A 21399-nucleotide genomic window follows, 5' to 3' on the forward strand; every position below is an offset into this window, starting at 1 on the left:
TTGTTTGTCTTTTGTTCGTCTTTTGTTCGTCTTTCGTTTGTTTTTCCTTTATCTGCTTGTGCGGCTCGCACTATCTGCCTGTGTGGCTCGCACTATCTGCCTATGTGGCTCGCACTATCTGCCCGTGTGGCTCGCACCGTTATTAACTTGGTATTATTGGCATTTTTGGCATTATGGTATTAAACTTTTCAGCTTTTACCTCTTAGCTTTCTGAGCAGTTTTAAATCACTTTCTAAAAATATTTGCAAAGGTGCAAAAAAAATATCACCTAACCAAAAAATATTCAAAAAAAATTTTATACCTTTGTCCCATTAATTCAAATTTTAAATGTAATGAAGATAAAATTAACTTCCGCACTTTTGTTATTGATAACGATTATTTCGTGTAAATCAACTACAAACAATCAAGGAGAGAGTACTGCTAATTATGAGGTAATTCCACTACCCGAAATGATTACCACTCCCCAAACTGATGCCGATAAACCTTTCGTACTTACGGCTGATACCAAAATCACCTATCCAGAAGGTGATGCTTCTTTACAGCAGTACGCTGGATTTTTGCAAGAGTATATCAAAAAACAAGCAGGAATTGAAGTGAATATCGCTCCTAACCAAAACAATGAGACCAACACTATTGCCTTGTTGCAAAATTACCAAAACAACAACAAAGAGGCTTACCAAGTAGTGGTGAATGCAAAGAATATTACTGTAAATGGAGCTTCTAAGGCGGGTACTTTCTATGGAGTACAACTCTTGAGAAAATCCATTCCGGTACAAAAAGTAGGCAAAGTCATCTTCCCTGCCAAAGAAATAACCGATAAGCCCTATTTCGCATATCGTGGTGCACATTTAGATAGTGCCCGTCACTTTTTTACTGCCGACTCTGTGCGCATTTATATCGATATGTTAGCACTCCACAATATCAATAAATTCCACTGGCATCTCACCGATGATCAAGGTTGGCGTTTTGAATCTAAAAAATACCCCGAACTTACTGTGGTAGGAAGCACTCGTAGCCAAACTATGGTAAACAAACAGTGGGACACCTTCGATGGTAAACCTCACGGAGGCTTCTATACTCAGCAAGAAATGAAAGACATTGTAAAATATGCCGCCGACCGCAACATTACCGTTATTCCTGAGATAGACCTCCCAGGTCATATGGTCGCTGCTTTGGCTACTTATCCACAATTAGGCTGTACAGGAGGTCCTTATAAAGTAAGAGAAACTTGGGGCATAGCCGAAGATGTACTTTGTGCTGGCAACCCCGAAACTTATGATTTCATTAAAAATATATTAGAAGAAGTAACTGAAGTATTCCCTTCAGAATATATCCACATAGGAGGTGACGAATGTCCTAAAGATAGCTGGAAGAAATGTCCTAAATGCCAAGCTAAGATAAAAGAGTTAGGTATTAAAGGTGATGCTAAACACACAGCCGAAGAATACTTACAAAGTCATATAATTACATTCGCTGAAGATGTATTAGCTAAAAAAGGTCGCAAAATCATTGGTTGGGACGAAATCCTTGAAGGAGGTTTAGCTCCTAATGCTACTGTAATGTCTTGGAGAGGTATCGGGGGCGCTATAGAAGCAGCTAAGTCTAATCACGATGCTATTATGACCCCTGTTTCTTATTGCTACTTCGATTATTATCAAACAGATAAAACCGATAAAGAACCTCTTGCTATTGGTGGTTATGTACCGGTAGAACGTGTTTACTCTTTCAATCCTTACCCCGATGCGCTTAATAAAGAACAACAAAAACACATCTTAGGAGTACAAGCCAATGTTTGGACAGAGTATATCAAGACTTTCAAACACGTACAATATATGGTATTGCCTCGTTTTGCAGCCTTAGCCGAAGTACAATGGGAAGACCCTGCAAAACCTAAAGACTACAATCAGTTTTTACAACGCTTAATGCGCTTGCTTCCTATCTACCAGTTAGAAGGTTATAACTATGCTAAACACATATTCGACCTTCGTGCCGAAGTAAAACCTGAGGTAGGTGATATACAAGTAACCCTCTCTTGTTTACAAGACACACCTATCTATTACACTACCGATGGAAGTGAACCTACTAAGAGTTCTAACGTGTATAAAGAACCTTTAAAACTCACTCAAGATACACATCTAAAAGCTAAAGTATTCGGTCAGGAAACCGAAAGTAGCTTCGAACAACAGTTCCTTTTCAACAAAGCAACCGTACGCCCTATTGAGTTCCTCAGTAAACCTAGTTACAACTATACTTTTGGGGGCGCTATTACCTTAGTTGATGGTAGAAAAGGGGGTACTAATTCACGCTCTGGAGAATGGTTAGGTTTTAGTGAAGCACCTTGTGAAGTGGTGATTACCCTAAAAGAAAACACTCCTGTAAAAGAAGTGCGTTTCAATGCTCTTATTGAAACAGGTGATTGGATTTACCCTCCAACCAGCTTTGAAGTATGGGGTTCTAAGGACGGTAAAAATTATGATTTACTCGCTAAAGAAAACTATGCGCTTCCTAAGGAACCTCTCAAAGAAATAAAAACTTACTCTCTTTCTTTCCCAGAAAAAGAAGTAACCTATCTAAAAGTGAAGATAAATGGAGTAAACAAAATTCCTTCTTTCCATCAAGGAGCAGCTGGTAAACCTGGCTTCCTCTTCATCGATGAAATTCAAGTATTGTAATAGGCTTACATAACAATAAACAAAAAGCTATCTAATAAGAACTATTAGATAGCTTTTTTATATCTCAATATGCGGGTATTTCTTCTCAAAAACCTCTATTTTCTGTCGTAATTGTATTTGAAACTGCTGATAACTCTCTGTTTTAGGGTTAAACGGACGATGTTGCAACCCTTTTTGTATGGCATCTACTTGTTTCATATCTGCCTGAGTAGCCTTATCTATATAGGTTTCTACTAAGCGTTCCCAAATATAGTCTATAGCCATTTCCGATGGGTGTACCATATCATTAGCATAAAAGCGGTAATCGCGAAGTTCATCTAAAAGCAACTCATAGGCTGGAAAATAAGTGCATTCCTCTGATGAAAGTACCGAATAAAGTGCTACCAACAAATGTGCTTTGCTCACTTGGTTTTCTAAAAAACCATCTTTCAAGTGTCGTACAGGCGAAATAGTAAAAACACATTGCAAGTCTTTATTCACCTTCTTCAACAGTGCTATAATATGGGTAAGGCTCTCCCCTATCTCTTCTACTGATAATAGTCGTTTTGAGAAGTGTTGTTGAGGCACTTTATGACAATTTGCTACTATCTTATCAGTACTGTTATAGATGTATACCCAAGCTGTACCAAGAGTGATAAAACAGAAATCGGCTTTTTGTAGTGTGTTATAAAGTGCAGTTTGTTGTATATTGGCAAGATGAACAGCTTCCTCTAAATTCGGTTTGCTCATATCCGAATGAAAGTCGAAACTGTGCCAAAGTTCATTGTGCAAAAAGAAATCTTCAGCCTCATAAGGAGCGTGTTCTATTGCTCTGTTAAGCACATTTTCAATAGCTAAGGGGTGAAAGAGTATCCCAAAAGGGTTTACCGTAACAGGAATTTTATAATAACTAAACTTTTGTGCCATATTCACAGCAAAGCAAGAACCTATACTCAGTATCTGCGAGTGATAAGTAATGCTTTTAGTAGCCTCGTGTATAGGTACAATAGTTCTAAATTCCATAACGATAAAATAATTAAACGTTACTCCTTTCTAAATCCAACAGAAATTGCTTCCTCTCAATTCCACTAGCATAGCCTGTAAGTGTCCCGTCCGAACCTATAACACGATGACAAGGAATAACGATTGAAATACGGTTTTTCCCATTGGCATTAGCAACAGCTCTCACGCCTTTGGGATTCCCCACAGCCGTAGCCTGTTCTTTATACGAACGCACTTCCCCATACGGAATAGTTTGTAACACTTTCCATACTTCCTCTTGAAAAGAAGTCCCCACCAAAGCCAGCGGTAAACTAAACTCTTTACGCTCTTTGGCAAAGTACTCTCCCAATTGTTTCTCCAACTCCGATAACAACAAACTATCCTCATCTACTTGTGTTGCCCCGTAATGCTTTACCAGTATTTCTTGGTCTTTAAGCCAGTTTTTAGTATCAACAAAGTCAAGCATACAAATTGCCTCATCAGTAGCTATGGCAAGCATCTCACCTATGGGGGTGTTAATTCTTTTTTTGTATAGTTTCACCATTTTGTTCTTCTTCATTGATAGCTTCTGTGTTATTAGGGTCGTATTCCGTTTCTTCTAAATCTTTAGACTTTTTGCCTAAACCTATTTTAGGGTTTTCTTGTGTTCCCGTTACTTTTATAGGAATTCCAATAATCCCCAAGGGTGGTAAGCCCAAACGCATCTTAAAGTTCAATCTACCGTCAAAGCTACTCTGCCCTTCTATACGTGGTCTAAATCCTGAAACCTTAAACTTAAACCGCTCTACCGTGATAAGATTATTCTTTATACTACTCTTGATGTCAATAGTCGAAAGATTAGCATCTCTCAGTCCGTCTGTACCTGTTCTATCACTGATAACATTAAAAAGCTTAAACCCTTTTAGTTGAACATTCTTCACCGATAACACTCCTCCTCCTTTTATTGAAGGATAAATAGGTGACATCTCATCATCTAGCTTCCCTTCTACGGCGTAATCCAATGAAATAATACCTTTGGCATCTTTTGCCATTGCCACCATTTCTCTGAACATCTTTACTTCTTTATAGGCTCTTTGCACGTCAAAGTCTTTGGCTTTAATCTTAAAACTAAAATTAGCGCGTTTAGGCGTTTCATCTGCGTATTTAGCATCTATTTGTGTAGAAACTCCTATAATATTAAAACTGACGTTTTGCAAAGCTAAGGTTCCTCTATTAAGCTGAGTATTACCTCTCAAATTGTGAATAATAAGCCCTTGTAAAGCTACATTTTTAAGATTGGCATTCAAGTTAAAATTAAAGAGCTTAGGCACAATCACCACCCCCTTTTCAGCTGGAGTATCATTGGTAACCGTTGCTTCCTTCGCTTCTTTTGTTTCTTGAGCAGGGACAGAAGTATACATAAACTCATCTACATCAAGATAGTTAGAGCTTACCGTAAAGTTTCCTTTCAGCACTTGGTTGTTTGATAGGAAGAAGTTAATAGCGTTGCTCATCCGTCCGTTCATCAAAAAGTCCGATTTCCCATAGGTAGCACGGAAGTCGGTAAAGTGCATATTGTCTTGATTGAAGTGAAAGACCCCTTGCTGAATGATAAACGGTTTAGGCAAGTATTCTGTAGTGGTTTTGATATTACGCAGTTCTATCACTCCCTTATTGTGCAAAAGATGATAACGCCCGTTAGTGGCATCGCTCTGAGTGCCTTGTAAGATAAGGTCGGCTTTGGCATAACCTTCTAATTCCAAGCCTTTTTGTGAAAATACTTTATAAATTTTGGCTATGTCTAACTCTCCTTTGGCTTGTATATCATATCGGATATCGTCGAAATTCTCCATCGATAAATTCACCGTAAAAGGCTTTCCTTCAAACAAGAACGTCGCAGGAGACACATTTACTGCCAAAGTTTTCATCGAACCATCAGTGTCCTCAATATTCCCTTTGAAGTGAATATCAGTAACCGGATTGGGGTAGTAGGGCGTCTTTACATAACCATCGGAGAACTCCAAAAGCCCTTTCGTGATAGGGAACAATCGTTGTTCAGGAGCATAAGTACCCTTACTCTTCACGTTTGCCAAGAGCATTCCTTTCAGTTGGAAGTCCTTCATATCCATCAAGTGCATCACATTCTCCACATTGATGTTTGCTCTCACTTTAGCATCAATTACAGGAGGCTTTATCCCATCAAGACTTACAATGCCCGAGAAGTACTCCTTACCTATATCAAAGTAAACCGAATCGAGCTTTACTGCCACTTTATCTACGTTCAGCGAAGGCAATCTCGTTTCTATATTCAAGTACACATTCTCAGCCGGAGCTGGTACTCCCTTATAGCCTACATAACCATCTCTTACTTTCATTTTTAGATAAATATCGGGACTCAAATTCTGTGAGGCTATATATTGCCCTTTCATCGAAAAGAACACATCGGTCTTTCCTTTAAGAGTGGCTTTCTTATGCCATTGTGTAAATTGGGGAGGCAAGGCGGTAAAGAAGTCGTCAAGATTGCTATCCTTAGATTCTATTTCCAAGTCAATGTCATATCCATTGCTCAAAAAATCCAACTTCCCTTTAAAATCCACAGGCAATCGGTTTATCTTTAAGTTGTTTTGCTGAAAGATAAAAGCTAGTGAATTAGTATTAATCTGGGTAATTAGCTCTGCGTTTACGTGTTTGTTCTTAAAGTAGGTTTCCCCTGCAAAAAGAAAATCCAATGATTGTATTTCTGCTTTGGTACGCAAATCGAAGATAGAAGCCTCTAAGCCTCCTTTTCCTAAGTAATTAAAACCATTGGCTTGAAGGTAAATCTCTGTCGATTTATCATCGTATATCAGTCGGGTATTTCTCAGCTCAATACGCTGTAAATTCACCCGTGTATCATCACTCTCCGAGGTGCTTTCTTCTCCCGACGATTTGTAAACGTTGTAATTAGCCTCGCCTTGTTTGTTTACTTTTATATGCACAAAAGCATTTTTAAGGTATATCTCCTCTATGTCTATCTTCTTAGAGAACAACAAATCCTTTACGTCTATCCCCAAAGAAATTTGCTTTACTGCCACAAGCGTATCATTCTCATAGGGTTTAGAGCCCTTCATCAAGAAGTTATCAAGGTTAAGCGTAAGCGATGGAAAATGGGTAAAGAAAGATAACTTAGCTTTAGAAAAGTTGATTTCTCCGTTCAAATTATCATTGGCAAGCTTCTTAACTTTCTCAGTTACGTACTCAGGGTACACCATTGGAAAAATGATAATGAATGCCAATAGCAATGCTATCAGCACTCCCAATATCTTTAAGCTTTTGAGGATATACTTCTTCATCAAAACAATAAAAGCCTAATCCGTTTAATCTATAAAACTCTGTAGTGCCAATTCATAGCTCTTCAAGCCAAAACCTCCTATTACACCCTTCACCACTGGCGATAAAAACGACTGATGCCTAAACGTTTCACGCGTAAAAGTATTAGAAATGTGCACTTCTACTACGGGCGTTGTAATGGCTGCCACCGCATCGGCAAGGGCTATGGAAGTATGTGTATAGGCTCCTGCATTCAGTATAATGCCATCATACTCAAAACCTATATGGTGTAACTTGTCTATCAGTGCCCCCTCGTAATTACTCTGGAAATAATACAATTCAATATCTGTATATTTCCTATGCAGTTCTTTTAGGTAATCCTCAAAGGTCTGATTGCCATAAACCGAAGGCTCTCGAATGCCCAACAGGTTCAAGTTCGGTCCATTGATAATGATGATTTTCTTCATATCTACGTTATTCTTCTATTTTAATACGCCCTATTCCTTTCACACTTTTCTTAAATACAGGCGGATTCCCTTTCACAGTAATGCCTCCTGCTCCTGCGATAGAAGCATCTACCTCTTGCGTTACATAAGCCGATATACCTCCTGCTCCCGCTATGCGCAAAGTAGCTTTTTCAGCTTTAAGCTCATCAGCATCTACATCGCCAGCTCCTTTCACGTATATGCTTAGGTTTTTGGTTTCTCCTGCAATGTCTATACCTCCTGCTCCAGCCACTTGTAAATCAAGCGAAGTAGCCGTTACCGATGCTTCAAGGTCTCCACTACCCTCTAATTTTACTAACAAAGAACCCACTTGCAACTTCTTTTCTGTAGATATATCCACAGCTCCTTTCCCTACTACTCTCTTTAAACGAGTGTCGATAGGTACGTACACAGTAATAGAGGTTTTAAGCGAGTATTTCCTATCAATGCTTATATAAAGCACATTGTTGGAGACTTTGGTCTCTAAATACGAAAGTACCTCTTTCTGTCCTTTCACTTTTATTTTGCCTACCTCTCCTTCTGTAAGCACAAGGTTATAAGCTCCCGAAACTTCTATAGCGTCATAATTCGCTACTTTTCTGTTTTCGGTGATAACTTCTTTGTCTTTTTCTGTCTTCTTTTGGCTGTATCCTATGCCTACAACTAATGTTACAAGGATAAATGTAATAAATCTTTTCATATATTTCATCTGTTTTAATTATTTCTCTTCTGTTAAGTCACTTAGTATAGCTTCTGTCTTCGCCATAATCTCTTCAATTGTAATAGTCTCTATGGCTTTCTCATAACCTTTTGGGTATTTCTTCCCATATACCGAAGTAGGAATGAGTGGATACCGCTCTCTATCTGCCAAAAGAGCATTCTCCTTAGGCTGCAAATAAGGATAAAACCCTGCGTAAGGGTGTGTCACTCCCCATAAGGTAAGCGTCGGAATTCCATACATCGCCGATAGGTGCGCATTCCCGCTGTCCATTGCTATCATTATATCTAAGTGCGAAATGAGCTCCAACTCTTGTTTAAACGAGAGCTTCCCTACCATATTTTCAGCATTAGGTAAGTTTATTTTGCTCACCTGCTCTTCCTCTTCTTTTCCTCCTCCAAAGATGTAAATCTTGCCACTGTCATACCGTTGAGAAAGTGCCGTTATCACCTCGCACATCTTTTCAAATGGATACTGTTTACCTATGTACGACGCAAACGGAGCAACCCCTATACGCACTCCTTCACACAGCAATTTCTGTACCGTTTCACTCGGTTCTTCTGGCGGTAAAATATATGGTTCACTTAGGTCAATCGGGAAACCCAAAGAAGCAAACACATCAGCATATCGCTCATACGAAGGCTTTAAAGGCTCAAACACTTTACTCTTATAGCTGGTAAGTGCTCTCTTTTCTCTACGTCCTTTGTCTATTTGCTTGAAAGGTATTTTGCTACCCTTAAAATAGAATTTCAGCACATTAGTGCGCAATACATTGTGAATGTCTGCCACACCGTCAATTCCCTTCGCCATCAATTCCTTATACAGTTTGTACAGCCCCGATAAACCACTGTGTTTCCCGTTAATTTCAGGAGTGAATACCTCCAAGTTAGGAATATGTGAAAACATCGGTGCAAATAACGGTCGCGTGAGGTAAGTGATTTTTACATCGGGATATTGCTCCGAAAAAGCTGTTACAACCGGCACACTGATGGCTACATCTCCCATCGCCGACATTCTAAAAATAGCTAAATGTTCCATTTTGTTTTGGTATTTAAAGTTTTATTAGTACCTTTGGCTTCTCAATAGAAAAGATACTTTTGATAAAGTTGTTTTTGCTAATTCACTTAGTGAAAACAGAATATTATTCTATCTTATCTTCGATTTATAGATAAGTAAGATTCGAAATTGGTTCATTATGCCTTCGTCTATCTTCCAAGATTCGTATAAGGTTTGTATAAGGTACCTATAAGATAGTATATTTTTCTGTATGGTATCCCCCTTCTCTCTTGCCTTATTATTGAGATTGAAAATTGTTAATGGATATGCAAATGTAGTAAAATTTTATAATATGAAACACTTATTTTTAGTTTTTTTTATAGTACAGTCTGCTTTCGCTCAAAATAGTAACGTTTTCGATTGCTCCCGAAGCCTTAGAATCGACTTTAATCTATTAGCCAATGCCCAACGTATAGAGGTAATTTTTCAACAGCTCAAAAGTGAACCTCATTGGGGAGGCTCGCACACTCACCTTGTTTTTCCGAACTTAGGAAACCTGCGCCTTCAACTATTCGACGGCGAAACTCTTGTCTTCTCAAAAGGCTTCAACTCCCTCGCCGATGAGTGGATGGAAATCGAAGAAGCCAAGACTGAAAAACGACTCTTTTATCACGCTATGCAAATTCCTTTTCCTAAAAAGAAACTGTCTCTGCACATCGATAAACGAAACCGTGAAGGCGTTTTCGAAACTATTGCTTCTCGTGAGATTGACCCTAACGACTATTTTATAAAAGAAGAAAAGACCGTTGCTTTCCCTGTGAAGAAAATACTGTATAATGGTGAGGCTTCCAAAAAAGTAGATATAGCCATCTTAGCAGAAGGATACACCCAAGCCGAAACCGAGAAATTCTATGCCGATGCACAACGTATGACCGATTATATGTTCACCATTTCCCCCTTCGATAAGCTCAAAAACAATTTCAATGTATATGCCATAGCTGTACCTTCGCAAGAAAGTGGTACCGATATACCCGGAAAGAACATTTTTAAAAACACTGCATTTAACTCTTCCTTCTACACTTTCAATCAAGAACGCTACCTCACTACCAACAGTATTTGTGAAATAGCCGATGCTGCCTCAGTAGTCCCTTACGACCAACTCTATATCTTAGTAAATACTGAAACTTATGGTGGCGGTGGTTTCTACAATCACCTAAATTTAGGCACTGCTGATAACGACCTTTCTGAAAAGGTATACATACACGAGTTCGGACACGGTTTTGTAGGTCTCGCCGATGAATATTACTACGATTGGGATCCCACTTTTCAAGAGATGTACAATACTAAAATTGAACCTTGGGAAGAAAACATTACCTCATTGGTGAATTTTGAGAGCAAATGGAAGGATATGGTAAAAAAGAAGACTCCTATCCCTACCCCTCGCACTCCTAAATATAAAAATGTTGTAGGTGCTTTCGAAGGAGGAGGTTACACCAGTAAAGGCATTTACAGTCCTGCACAAGACTGCCGTATGAAATCTAACGAACCAAAAGGCTTCTGCCCCGTGTGTGAACGTGCTATTCGTAAAATAGTAGACTTTTACACAAAATAAAGAGGAAGCCATAAAACACCCTCTCAACGCTCACCTCGTGATATAGATATACAAATAAAAAATACGCACTAAGAAAATCTTAGTGCGTATTTTTCTTTTATGCGTCGCTACACTTTGCCAAAGTTTTTACCTGTGCGGCTCGCACCTTTGGCAAAGTTGATTACCTTAATAATCAATTTCTTTTAGTTATATTGTAGGGGCGATTGGCAAATCGTCCTCACAAAACAAAACTTTTTGTACAGGCTTCTTTTCCTTTTATTGAGCTCTTTTAATAAATATTATATGTTTTGTTCTTCTCTGTTCTGAATGTTATCACTTTATCTTTATTACTTCCTTTTACAATCATCTTTCCTTTACTATAAACATTCTTATTGGCAGGTAATAACACACTGCATTCTCCTCCATTTAGCGAAGTAATTTCGGCTTTCTCCAATTCGAATTGTTGCCATTCAAAATTTACTTCAAAACCATTGCGAGCTCTCATACCTTTCATAACGCCATTTTCCCAATCGGGGTGAGAAGGAAGAGCAGGTAAAAAGCGAATAACATTACCCTTCCCGTGACTCTGTAAGAGCATTTCAGCTATGCCCGCCGTACCCCCAAAGTTTCCATCTATTTGAAACGGAGGGTGCGCACAAAACAAATTAGGATAAGTGCCTCCTCCTTGTCCGTCAGTTATATTAGGGTTTACAGGGTGTAATAATTGGCGCAACAAAAGCAATGCGTGATTGCCGTCTTGTAGTCGTGCCCAAAAGTTTATCTTCCACGCACGTGACCACCCCGTACCGGCATCACCCCGTATTTCTAATGTCTTTTTAGCGGCTTTGGCTAAATCTGGTGTGTCCCAAGGAGTAATCTCATCATATGGGTATAAGCCGTAAAGATGAGAAACGTGCCTATGTTGTGGTTCAGCATCTTCCCAATCGTCAAGCCATTCGTTAAGGTCTCCTTTTTTACCTATGCGATTAGGAACTGTATTTCTGCTGATACGTTCCCATTCTGTGCGTTTCTTACTGTCTAAACCTAATATCTTAGCTGCATCACTTGTATTAGTAAATAGTTCTCGCACTATTTGCATATCCATAGTAGGAGCCACACAAGTAGTTCCTATTTGTTTTTTACCGTCTTTCAGTTCTGGTAATACATAAGCATTTTCAGGAGAGTTTGAAGGGGCTGTTACCCAATAACCCGTTTTAGGGTCTTTAATAAGCAGATTCTCAAAGAAGGTTGTAGCTTCTTTAAGTACAGGGTAATACTCTCTTAGGAAGTTAATATTTTTAGTGAAGAGATAATGTTGCCAAATATGTTCGCATAACCAAGCTCCTCCCGTGAGAGTAGAACCCCACGTCGCCGATTCACCTGGCGAAGTATAAAACCAAGGATTGCTAATAACGTGAGCCACCCATCCATTAGCATTGTAATAGGCTTTCGCTGTTTTGCTTCCATTGGGTACTAAGTTTTTAGTAAACCTTTGTAAAGGTTCGGTAAGCTGCGACAAATTGGTAGGCTCAGCAAGCCAATAATTCATCTGTATATTGATGTTTAAATGGTAATCGCCATTCCAAGGCGTTTGATACTCTTCAGCCCATAAACCTTGCAAATTGGCAGGCAAAAGCCCTTCACGTGAAGAGGAGATAAGCAAATAGCGTCCAAAGTTATAATACAAAATAGGTAATAAAGCATCTTGCTCACCTTTATAAAAGCGTTCTAATCGCTCAAAAGTAGTAAGACCTTCCGTATTGGCATTCGCTTTTCCATACCAGCGATTGCGGTTAAACAATCCCTGAAAAACAATACTACTCTCAGCTTTCGCTTTATCAAAACTCATAGGGGCTTTTTGCAAGTACTCATTAGCTTTTTTAGTTACTGAAATATCCAAAAGCCCTCCCTTGTTAAAGTTATAATTAGTTACAGCACTTATCCTTAAAGTAATTTCTTTTGCCGACTGTATAGCAATAGCTTTATGAGTACTCTCTATCTTTCCATCAGTTTGTACATCAACTACCGATGCAAAGTGCATTCCTTCTTTACCATCGTTGGGTAACACACCATTAAGAGTGATTTTATTATTCTGATAGGTAATCGTAGCATTCTCTTTGCGGAAGAGTGAAATATCTAAATTAAGCGGCGAGGTAGCTTTTATTCTCACCCATATCACATCGTTTTTAAAATCAGCAAAAGCTGTTTGTTCTATTGAGTTATTATCTCGTTTAAACGAAGTAACAGCTGTTGCTTCATCAAGGCGTAATACTCGTTTGTAATCTTGAATCGGTGACGTGGTTTTCCAATCTAAAAGCAGTTCTGCTAATACTTGATAACAACCATAGCTACAGTTAGCTCCTTGTCCCAAACAAGAGCCTTTCCCTTTGGCTACAAAATGCTGTTGTAAGAGTGCTTGTGCTTCTAAGTTTTTCCCTTGTAAAAGTAATTTCTGAATTTCTTTCAGATAGTTGTGTGCATTAGGGTCATCAGCTTCTTGTGTCCCTCCTGACCACAACGAGATTTCATTAAGTACAATTCTATCTACATCAGTCTTTCCAAAGAGCATTGCTCCTAAACGTCCATTTCCAATAGGGATACTTTCAGTAAAATGATTTGCTGGTTTGTGAAACACTACTGATACATCTTGAGGTTGTGCTTTGAGTAGCGTTCCTAAAAATAATAACATAATTAATAAGTTGGTTCTCATAAGATTGGTATATTTCTAGTTAAGATGTCGCAAAAGTACAAAACAAGTAGCGTACTTCCAAATATTGTTCAAAAAAAAACAGCTCCATACTATTTATGGAACTGTTTTTATTTTTTATATTAAGAAACTGCTATTTCAATAATAAATTTGCTGAACCTACTTCGTTGAGGCGGTCATCATAAACAGTTACTTTATAAGTGCCTTTATCAAACTCTTTTCCTGTTCTGCTGATAAAGTCACATACATCCACATTCTTATTGTCGTAGATGAAGTGAGTAGCTGTACTATAATTCACTGTGTTTTCTCCTTCTGAGGTAGAGTCGTTAGCTCCTAAGGTAACTCCCGATGGTGAAACTACTTTCACATAGAAGTATCTTGAGCCTGATTTTGCTATTCTGTTAGCTCCTACAGTAAAGCAAACTCTTAATTTCTCAGCTGCACGACCTCTTTCGGTAATTTTGTTCTTAGTGCCTTTTACAGCTTCTATTGTAAGTTTGCTAATTTGAAGTGCAGAACCGGCTTCTACCACTTTCTTTAAGCTATTGGCTTGGCGAGCAAGTGAATCGGCTTTAGCACTTGTGTCGTCTAATTTTACTGACACACTGTCTAAATCCTTTCTGATAGCAGTGTTGGCACGTGCCAATGAGTCGTTCTTTCTGATTAAGAAATCACGCTCTTTGGCAAGAGCAAACGCTTGGTTTTTAAAACGAGCCAATGCCGAAACATTAAGTTTCATATTCTGCAATGAGTCGATGTACTTGCCAATCTTGTCACGCGCATCAAGCAAATCCTGATTCACGTTTTTGTTATCGTCCACTACTTTGTCGTAGCTTCCTTTCAAAGCGTTCAAATCTTTAAGCACTTGCTCTTTCTGAGAGTTAAGATCTGCTTCCGTTGCCTCTTTGTTTTTGTTAAGAGAATAGGTATAATAACCTAAGCCTCCTGCTACCAAAGCCAAAATAGCAATTAAAATTTTCGATAAAACACCACCTCTCGGTCTGTCATCATCATTGGGATATGAAGGATACGATTGCCCTCCATCTGTTCCATTGGACGCTGAGTCCATAAAAATAGGTTTGTCGTAATTATTACTCATAACTTATGATTTTTACTCCGCAAATGTAGGTAAAAAAATATATAACAAGCAAATTTTTATATTTTTTTTAACACTATTAAAAAAAGAAATAGTACTTTTGCAACCGTTTTTTAAGTACAAAATTATTATGTTAATACGTTATTTTGCAATCGTTTTCGGCTGTTTAGGCTTAGGAGAACTCATCGTTGCTCTCACACACATTCCTTTTCCTTCAAGTATCATAGGAATGCTCTTTCTCACCCTATTTTTAGAGCTTGGTTGGGTGAAATTACAGTCTATAAAAGCTCTTTCAGATTTATTAATTTCTAATTTAGGATTATTTTTCGTACCCCCAAGTATTGGCATTATGGCATACTTTAAACAGATAGGTGAAAACTTTTTAGCTATCTTCCTTTCTATTATTATCAGTACCGTAGTAGTGATTGTTATAACTGGTCACGTATATCAATTCTTCCGTAAAAAATTAAAATAATGAAACCTTTTGTAGAAAACGAAGCCTTCCTTTTGGCTATTACTTTTATCCTCTATTACGGGGTATTACTTTTGCAACGCAAATATAATTCGGTTTTTTTAAATCCAGTATTAATCACTGTTTTAGTGCTTATTTCTTATCTAATAATCTTTGGTATTTCTCCTCAAAAATATGAAGAAGCCGGTAAGTATATCGATTTTTGGCTCAAACCCTCTATTGTAGCCTTGGGGGTACCTCTCTATTTACAGCTCTCTAAGATAAAAAAACAGCTGATACCCTTAGTGCTCTCTCAGTTTGTAGGTAGTTTAGTAGGGGTACTTACAGTTTGTTTGGTAGCCAAATGGTTAGGGCTCGAAGACGATATTGCCATTTCATTAGCCCCAAAATCAGTTACTACTCCCATTGCGTTGGAAGTATCGCGTATGCTCAATGGTATTGAACCTATTACAGTAATGGCGGTAATGACCACTGGTTTCTTAGGGAATCTTTTTGGTATTACCTTCCTGAATTGGTTTCGCATCAAAAGCCCTATGGCTAAAGGTATTTCATTAGGTACCGCTTCTCACGCTTTGGGTATTATGGCGGCGTTCAACCTAAGTGAAAAATACGCAGTATATGCTAGTTTAGGAATGATTTTTAACGGCATCTTTACCGCTGTATTAGCACCCCCAGTAGTACATTTGCTTTTTTAAGTAACTTATCACATCTCATTAGCACATTACAAAATTTTTCTTTTATAGGTATCTTGCTAATTCAAAAAAAAGTACTACCTTTGCCCCCGATTTGGAGTAACCTCTGGCGAGAGTCGTGAATGTTGCCCATTGATAACATAATTATTTATATTTTTTATGGAACCATTATTAAAGTACGTACAAGACAACTTTATCGAAAAAAAAGACTTCCCCGATTTCTCTGCTGGTGATACTATCACTGTGTATTACGAGATTAAAGAGGGTGATAAAAAACGTACTCAGTTTTTTAAAGGCGTTGTTATTCAACGCAAAGGTCACGGCGTAACCGCTACTTTTACTATTCGTAAAATGTCAGGAACTGTAGGTGTAGAACGTATCTTCCCTATCAATATGCCTGCCCTTCAAAAAATTGAAGTAAACAAAAAAGGTAAAGTAAGACGTGCTCGCATTTACTATTTTAGAGGACTTACTGGTAAAAAAGCCCGTATTAAAGAAGTTCGCTAATCAGTTAAACAAACTTATAAAAGCAAAGAGTAAGACCTTCCTTCCTCTTTGCTTTTTTCTTTTCTAATACCTAATCCATAAAACCTAACACCTAAACATTTGTACGCAATACTCGACATAGAAACCACAGGAGGTAAATACAACGAAGAGGGCATTACCGATATCGCCATCTATCAGTTCAACGGGCACGAAATAACCGACCAGTTCATATCATTGATAAACCCCGAACGCCCCATTCAAGAGTTCGTTACTAAACTTACAGGCATCAACAACAAAATGTTGCACAATGCTCCTAAATTCTATGAGGTTGCCAAACGTATTGTCGAAATTACCACCAATTGCATTATCGTAGGTCATAATGCCGCCTTCGATTACCGCATCTTGCAAACTGAATTTCGTCGCTTAGGATATGACTTTGTCCGTACAACGCTCTGCACCGTAGAACTCTCCGAGCGACTCATTCCCAATAAAGAATCATATAGTTTAGGTAAGTTAGTACGCTCCTTAGGTATTCCTGTAAGCGACCGGCATCGCGCCTCTGGTGATGCCTTGGCTACCCTAAAACTCTTTAAATACCTACTCGAAAAGGACACCAAAAAGGATATCATTACTACCTCTGTCAAGCAAGATATTCGTTTAGAAATGGCTTCTCGTCATCTAAAAATACTCGACACTCTCCCTGAAACATTAGGGATTTTTTATATGCATAACGAAGAAGGTAAGGTCATTTACATCGGGAAACACAAAAATATCAAACAACAAGTAAACAGGCTCTTCACTTCTCCGTCCAAACGCGATAGATACTTGCAACGCCATACTTATCGAGTTACTTATCAAGAAACAGGCAATGAACTCATCGCTGCTTTAAAAAGGTTAGAAGAAATACACCTCAACCTCCCAAAATGCAATAGGCGAAATCCTGAAAAAGAAATAAATATCACTTATGCACTCACTTCTCACTTTAATACTAAGGGATATCTTTGTTTTTCAATAGAATTATTATCCACTCAAAACGAAATTATCACTACTTTTGAAACCAAAGAACAAGCCCAGCACTTTTTAAATCAAATCGCTGAAGAGTACCATTTAAACGAAGTAGATTTCAATAATGAAACCGTTGAGGAGTATAACTCGCGCGCCTCTGAGGTGCTTTCAAAATACGGACTTGTGCACCGAAACGTAGCTATTGTAGATAAAGGTAGAGTAATAGGCGAGAAAAGCATTATTTTAGTAGTCGATGGCAATATTCAAGGCTATGCCTTCTTTAATCTGAATTTCCAGCTTACTCAATTAGAGATGTTACAAAACCTCATCACTCCTTTACCCAATTCATTAACAAACCGTCACCTTTTGCACGCTTACTTGCGACGAAAACCCAAAGTAAAAGTGCTAAATCTAAGCGAACAAAAACCTTATCATAATGAATAAACGAATTTTTATTACGCTTTTAGGAGCTTTTGCCTTTTTAGCTGGTTGCAACCAAACAGATAGCAATGCAAATGTTACAGCGATGAAAGAATCAGCTGAGAAGATTTCAAAACTCACCGATTCTATCAAGAAACTCGATGAACAACGCGTCGAAGCACTTAACTTCAGTCTCGAAACAAACGAATTAGCACAACAGTATTTCGAAGATTTGAAAATTGACAATCCTTCACAAATTGTTGTCAATGCTTTAATGGAGATGAACGTAAAGGATACTAAAAACCCTTACATCAAATCTAAAAGCAATGGGAAGTTCTTGTTTAATAAAATACGAATACTCAATGAAAAATGGGTGATTTGTGAATTTACTGATGGTGAATTGTGGGGTGACCTACTTTTGGAATACCATATCGACGGGAATCTAAACCCCACCTTCAAACCACTAGGTGAGGTCATCCACCCTAAATAAATCCGAAGCTATACCATCTGAGAGGAATCTGCCTTTGCGCGTTACTTTCAGATGGTTTTCTCCTATAACTAAAAGCTCATCGGCAAGGTACTTCTGTGCTTGTTGTAACAAATATTGGCGGTAACCTTCCCCAAATACTGTTCTCACTTCTTCTAAATCAATTCCTACCATCGTGCGTATACGCGTGATGATGAGTTCGTTATATCGGTTATTAAGGGTAAGTTCTTCTTTTTCCTGTGGCAAAATCCCTTGCTGTATTTGTTGTATATACTTAATGTTATGAGCAATATTCCAACTACGCTCCTTCCCGTTAAAACTGTGGGCTGAAGGACCTATTCCCATATAGGGCTTGCCAAACCAATAAGCCGTGTTATTCCTGCTAAAATACCCTTCTTTGCCAAAGTTTGAAAATTCGTATTGTATAAACCCCTCTGCTTCCAGAGTATCTATCAACATTTGAAAGTGAGTGTAAGCCTGCTCATCGCTTATTGGCGCGATTTTCCCCGTAGCAATAAACTTGTACAAAGCTGTTTTTTCTTCTACCGTAAGCGCATAGGCTGAGATATGCGGAATATCGAAAGACAGTGCCTTATCAATATTCTCCTGCCAGCGTTCCTCACTCATTTGGGGAATGCCGTAAATCAAATCAATCGTGATATTATTAAAATACTGTGGAGCTATCTGTAATAAAGTCTCTACTTGGCTTACTGTATGCACTCTGTTCATCAATCGCAAGTCCTCTTCAAAAAACGACTGCACTCCTAAACTGAGCCTATTGATACCCAAAGAGCGTAATTGTTCCAAAAATTGCTCGGGAGAAGTAGCTCTAAAAAAGTCATCAGGATTAGCTTCTAAGGTAATTTCAGCTGTGGTATTTACCTTGTAATGTGTGAAGATAGTGCAAAAAAGTTGTTGTAATTCGTCATACGAAAGGATACTGGGCGTCCCTCCTCCTAAGTAGATTGTCTGTAACTCACTACCTACGGCTTCCCCTTTGCGCAAAATGAGTTCCTCACAAAGGGCATTTACCATTTCTCCTTTTCTTTTCAGAGTAGTCGAAAAATGGAAATCACAATAATAACAAGCACGCCTACAAAAGGGAATATGAATGTATAAGCTATACAAAATGAAGTATTTTTTTAACCTATACGGTCTTGATTTTGTTTTACAAAAGCGTCCCAACCACTATAACTTTGTTGTTTTTGCGACTTGCCACCGTTAAAAAAGTGACAAACAGCCACCGCCAGACCGTCGGTTGCGTCAAAGTGTTTGGGGAGTTCTTTTATATTCAGAAGTTGTTGAAGCATTTTGGCTACTTGTTCCTTGGAGGCACTACCATTACCCGTAATAGCCATTTTCACCTTTTTAGGTTCGTATTCAGTAATAGGAATTTCACGCGATAGCCCCGCTGCCATCGCCACTCCCTGCGCTCTTCCGAGTTTCAACATCGATTGTACATTCTTGCCAAAGAAGGGCGCCTCAATAGCCAATTCATCAGGCTTATAGGTATCTATCAGCTCCAAAGTGCGATTAAAAATCACACTTAGTTTTAAGTAGTGATTGCTGTATTTACTAAGTTGAAGCTCATTCAGCTGTAAGAGCTTCATAGTATCTCTTTCCACCTGAATAAGCCCAAACCCCATAATAGTAGTGCCTGGGTCGATACCTAAAATAATGCGTTCCAAAAGCTACGACCAATTATTTAACGTTAATTTCAATAGGCAAATTAAATTGCGTACTCACGTTCAGTCCGTTCTTGGTAGCTGGTACGATAGCATCTTGCTCTGAGAGTGCCGATAAATTAGCGCGTAATGAGTCTTCAAAGGTTTCACTATCAGTACTTAGTAATTCTTTTGTCTTATCATTGGCTTCTATATCTATAAGCACTATTTTACCTGTATTATCCACTTTTATATTCAGTAATACACGGTCAGTAACAGGCTCTGTTACTTCATAAGGGGCTTTTTTCAAACGCTCTTGAAAAAGGGTTGTAAAAGTCCTCTCAAAACATTCTTTCTGTCCTATCTTCGTCGTTGCTGTATCACATACCCCTCTGAAAATAGGATAAGAGTCTACGTCTTCCTTCACTATTTCGGAGAATTTTATTTCAGCTATCGAGTCCAACTTATGTTGCAATTTTGCTTCTTTCTGCTCAGGAGTGAGTTGGTTACCATTGTCGTTACACGCTACAAGTACCAATGATAAGGCTAAAAAACAAAAGTAAAATTTCATAATTAAATGTCTAATAAGTGTTTTTACGGCTCAAAAGTATTACAAAAAATTGATTTACAAAAATAAATAACACTTTTTCTTCGTAAAAATATTCCCTTCTAATCTTCTTTTTCGTCAAACCTATTATATAACAACCTGATTATAAGTGTAGTACATTCCTTCCTTTGTCTACAACAAAATTTCCGTACTTTCGTAAGGTTCTTGCTCTTTTAGGAAAATTCTAGCCGTCAAATCGCCTTTAAGGCTAACCTTCTCATCTTCCACACGTAGCCAACTACCTTCGCGCAAACCTATCACAGGAGTATCGTTAAAAACGTGGAATTCCTTAATTCGCGTTTCGCGAGTTTCTCCCTTGTGTTTACTTTGGGGGTCTGGGTCAAGGTAATGAGGGTTGATATTAAAAGGCACAAGCCCTAAGGTTTTAAACGAAGGCGGGTAAACAATAGGCATATCATTAGTAGTCTGCATTGTCTGTCCAGCTATATTGCTCCCTGCGCTTGTTCCCATATAAAGCGTCCCATTTTCTACTGCTTCACGCAATACGTCCATCACTTCCAATCCGTACAACTGATTTACCAGCACGAAGGTATTCCCTCCGCCTGTAAAAATCGCTTTTGCCTGCCTAATAGCCTTTTTAGGGTCAGCGAATGTGTGCAAGCCCACTATCCTCTTCCCTACCCTATTGAAAAACTGTTGCGCAATCTGAGTATATTCATCGTGCGTAATACCACTGGGGCGTGCATAAGGCACAAACAATATTTCGTCAATTCCTGTAAAGAAATCAATCAATTCATCTTGTAAATAAGAAAGATAAGTACCCCCATATACAGTAGAAGTACTCGCTAATAATATTCTCTTCATCACTGTTTTATTTAGTTATAACACGCAAAGATAATAAAAAATCAAATAGCTTGTATCCCTTCCTCTTTTATTTTACCTCCATTTTACCTTTACTTTTCCCTCGTCACATTCCCTCTCTCTGAGGTAGCCAGCGATAGCTGGGTATGTACACCGCGAGAGCGGAGTATGTGAGAAGGGGGAGGTTTCTTTTGATTTTCCGTCATACTT

20 protein-coding genes are annotated in these 21399 nt (G+C 38.4%); 8 read left to right on the forward strand and 12 right to left on the reverse strand.

The genetic code is table 11. The features are described from left to right. Positions 1 to 183, forward strand: a 183-nt coding sequence (locus tag HMPREF9078_RS12210; protein ID WP_232305327.1) for an iron ABC transporter permease, incomplete at its 5' end; no start/stop codon positions are given. Positions 184 to 332: 149 nt separating this feature from the next. After that, complete coding sequence (locus HMPREF9078_RS08925) at positions 333 to 2672, forward strand: beta-N-acetylhexosaminidase (RefSeq protein WP_009420370.1); 2340 nt, start codon at positions 333 to 335, stop codon at positions 2670 to 2672. Between the two features lie 57 nt (positions 2673 to 2729). On the opposite strand, the gene HMPREF9078_RS08930 is transcribed toward HMPREF9078_RS08925, so the two are convergent. Genes HMPREF9078_RS08930 through HMPREF9078_RS08955 form a run of 6 tightly spaced genes read right to left on the reverse strand, consistent with a single transcriptional unit; the run spans position 2730 to position 9182 of the window. Continuing rightward, positions 2730 to 3674: a GSCFA domain-containing protein gene (locus tag HMPREF9078_RS08930; protein WP_009420371.1), complete on the reverse strand. Its 945-nt coding sequence runs from the start codon at positions 3672 to 3674 to the stop codon at positions 2730 to 2732. A gap of 13 nt (positions 3675 to 3687) precedes the next feature. After that, on the reverse strand, positions 3688 to 4212 hold the full coding sequence (locus tag HMPREF9078_RS08935) for a methylated-DNA--[protein]-cysteine S-methyltransferase (protein WP_009420372.1): 525 nt from the start codon (positions 4210 to 4212) through the stop codon (positions 3688 to 3690). Next, the gene (locus HMPREF9078_RS08940) at positions 4169 to 6964 is read right to left on the reverse strand and encodes an AsmA family protein (protein WP_009420373.1); all 2796 of its coding nucleotides are present in this window, start codon (positions 6962 to 6964) and stop codon (positions 4169 to 4171) included. Before HMPREF9078_RS08940 ends, HMPREF9078_RS08935 begins: the two co-directional genes overlap by 44 nt. Before the next feature lie 24 nt (positions 6965 to 6988). Next, positions 6989 to 7408, reverse strand: coding sequence for a type II 3-dehydroquinate dehydratase (gene aroQ, locus HMPREF9078_RS08945; RefSeq protein ID WP_002672802.1), 420 nt, complete (start codon positions 7406 to 7408; stop codon positions 6989 to 6991). A 7-nt stretch (positions 7409 to 7415) separates the two neighbouring features. Beyond that, positions 7416 to 8135 carry a head GIN domain-containing protein gene (locus HMPREF9078_RS08950; RefSeq protein WP_009410756.1) on the reverse strand — a complete coding sequence of 240 codons (720 nt, stop codon included), beginning with the start codon at positions 8133 to 8135 and terminating at the stop codon, positions 7416 to 7418. Between the two features lie 9 nt (positions 8136 to 8144). Beyond that, positions 8145 to 9182 (reverse strand): glycosyltransferase family 9 protein, encoded by a 1038-nt coding sequence (locus HMPREF9078_RS08955; protein ID WP_009420374.1) that lies wholly within the window; start codon positions 9180 to 9182, stop codon positions 8145 to 8147. Positions 9183 to 9492: 310 nt separating this feature from the next. On the opposite strand from HMPREF9078_RS08955, the gene HMPREF9078_RS08960 reads away from it, so the two are divergent. Further along, complete coding sequence (locus tag HMPREF9078_RS08960) at positions 9493 to 10752, forward strand: M64 family metallopeptidase (protein WP_034543407.1); 1260 nt, start codon at positions 9493 to 9495, stop codon at positions 10750 to 10752. Between the two features lie 268 nt (positions 10753 to 11020). Here HMPREF9078_RS08960 and HMPREF9078_RS08965 read toward each other — a convergent pair whose 3' ends face one another. Then, positions 11021 to 13441, reverse strand: coding sequence for a glycoside hydrolase N-terminal domain-containing protein (locus tag HMPREF9078_RS08965; RefSeq protein ID WP_369797143.1), 2421 nt, complete (start codon positions 13439 to 13441; stop codon positions 11021 to 11023). A 130-nt stretch (positions 13442 to 13571) separates the two neighbouring features. Continuing rightward, positions 13572 to 14537 (reverse strand): hypothetical protein, encoded by a 966-nt coding sequence (locus HMPREF9078_RS08970; RefSeq protein WP_002672807.1) that lies wholly within the window; start codon positions 14535 to 14537, stop codon positions 13572 to 13574. 127 nt (positions 14538 to 14664) lie between these two features. Here HMPREF9078_RS08970 and HMPREF9078_RS08975 point away from each other — a divergent pair, with 127 nt between their 5' ends. The 5 genes from HMPREF9078_RS08975 (at position 14665) to HMPREF9078_RS08995 (ending at position 18099) form a co-directional block, all read left to right on the forward strand. Further along, complete coding sequence (locus HMPREF9078_RS08975; protein ID WP_009410752.1) at positions 14665 to 15009, forward strand: CidA/LrgA family protein; 345 nt, start codon at positions 14665 to 14667, stop codon at positions 15007 to 15009. Next, on the forward strand, positions 15009 to 15701 hold the full coding sequence (locus HMPREF9078_RS08980; RefSeq protein ID WP_009420377.1) for an LrgB family protein: 693 nt from the start codon (positions 15009 to 15011) through the stop codon (positions 15699 to 15701). The genes HMPREF9078_RS08975 and HMPREF9078_RS08980 overlap by 1 nt, the downstream gene beginning before the upstream one ends. Before the next feature lie 156 nt (positions 15702 to 15857). Continuing rightward, positions 15858 to 16205, forward strand: a complete 348-nt coding sequence (gene rplS, locus HMPREF9078_RS08985) for a 50S ribosomal protein L19 (protein WP_002672812.1) — start codon at positions 15858 to 15860, stop codon at positions 16203 to 16205. 99 nt (positions 16206 to 16304) lie between these two features. Beyond that, positions 16305 to 17633 (forward strand): exonuclease domain-containing protein, encoded by a 1329-nt coding sequence (locus HMPREF9078_RS08990; protein ID WP_009420378.1) that lies wholly within the window; start codon positions 16305 to 16307, stop codon positions 17631 to 17633. Further along, positions 17626 to 18099, forward strand: coding sequence for a hypothetical protein (locus tag HMPREF9078_RS08995; RefSeq protein WP_009420379.1), 474 nt, complete (start codon positions 17626 to 17628; stop codon positions 18097 to 18099). Before HMPREF9078_RS08990 ends, HMPREF9078_RS08995 begins: the two co-directional genes overlap by 8 nt. Here HMPREF9078_RS08995 and hemW read toward each other — a convergent pair. From hemW to pepE, 4 genes are all read right to left on the reverse strand, one after another. Next, on the reverse strand, positions 18073 to 19224 hold the full coding sequence (gene hemW / locus HMPREF9078_RS09000; RefSeq protein WP_083477092.1) for a radical SAM family heme chaperone HemW: 1152 nt from the start codon (positions 19222 to 19224) through the stop codon (positions 18073 to 18075). The two genes, HMPREF9078_RS08995 and hemW, sit on opposite strands and share 27 nt — an antisense overlap. A gap of 14 nt (positions 19225 to 19238) precedes the next feature. Then, complete coding sequence (ruvC, locus tag HMPREF9078_RS09005; protein ID WP_002672831.1) at positions 19239 to 19784, reverse strand: crossover junction endodeoxyribonuclease RuvC; 546 nt, start codon at positions 19782 to 19784, stop codon at positions 19239 to 19241. Between the two features lie 13 nt (positions 19785 to 19797). Continuing rightward, positions 19798 to 20331, reverse strand: coding sequence for a hypothetical protein (locus HMPREF9078_RS09010; RefSeq protein ID WP_009420381.1), 534 nt, complete (start codon positions 20329 to 20331; stop codon positions 19798 to 19800). A 168-nt stretch (positions 20332 to 20499) separates the two neighbouring features. Beyond that, positions 20500 to 21192, reverse strand: coding sequence for a dipeptidase PepE (pepE, locus tag HMPREF9078_RS09015; RefSeq protein ID WP_009420382.1), 693 nt, complete (start codon positions 21190 to 21192; stop codon positions 20500 to 20502). Positions 21193 to 21399: the final 207 nt, after the last annotated feature.

The sequence above is a fragment of the Capnocytophaga sp. oral taxon 380 str. F0488 genome (assembly GCF_000318255.2).
GTDB lineage: Bacteria > Bacteroidota > Bacteroidia > Flavobacteriales > Flavobacteriaceae > Capnocytophaga > Capnocytophaga ochracea.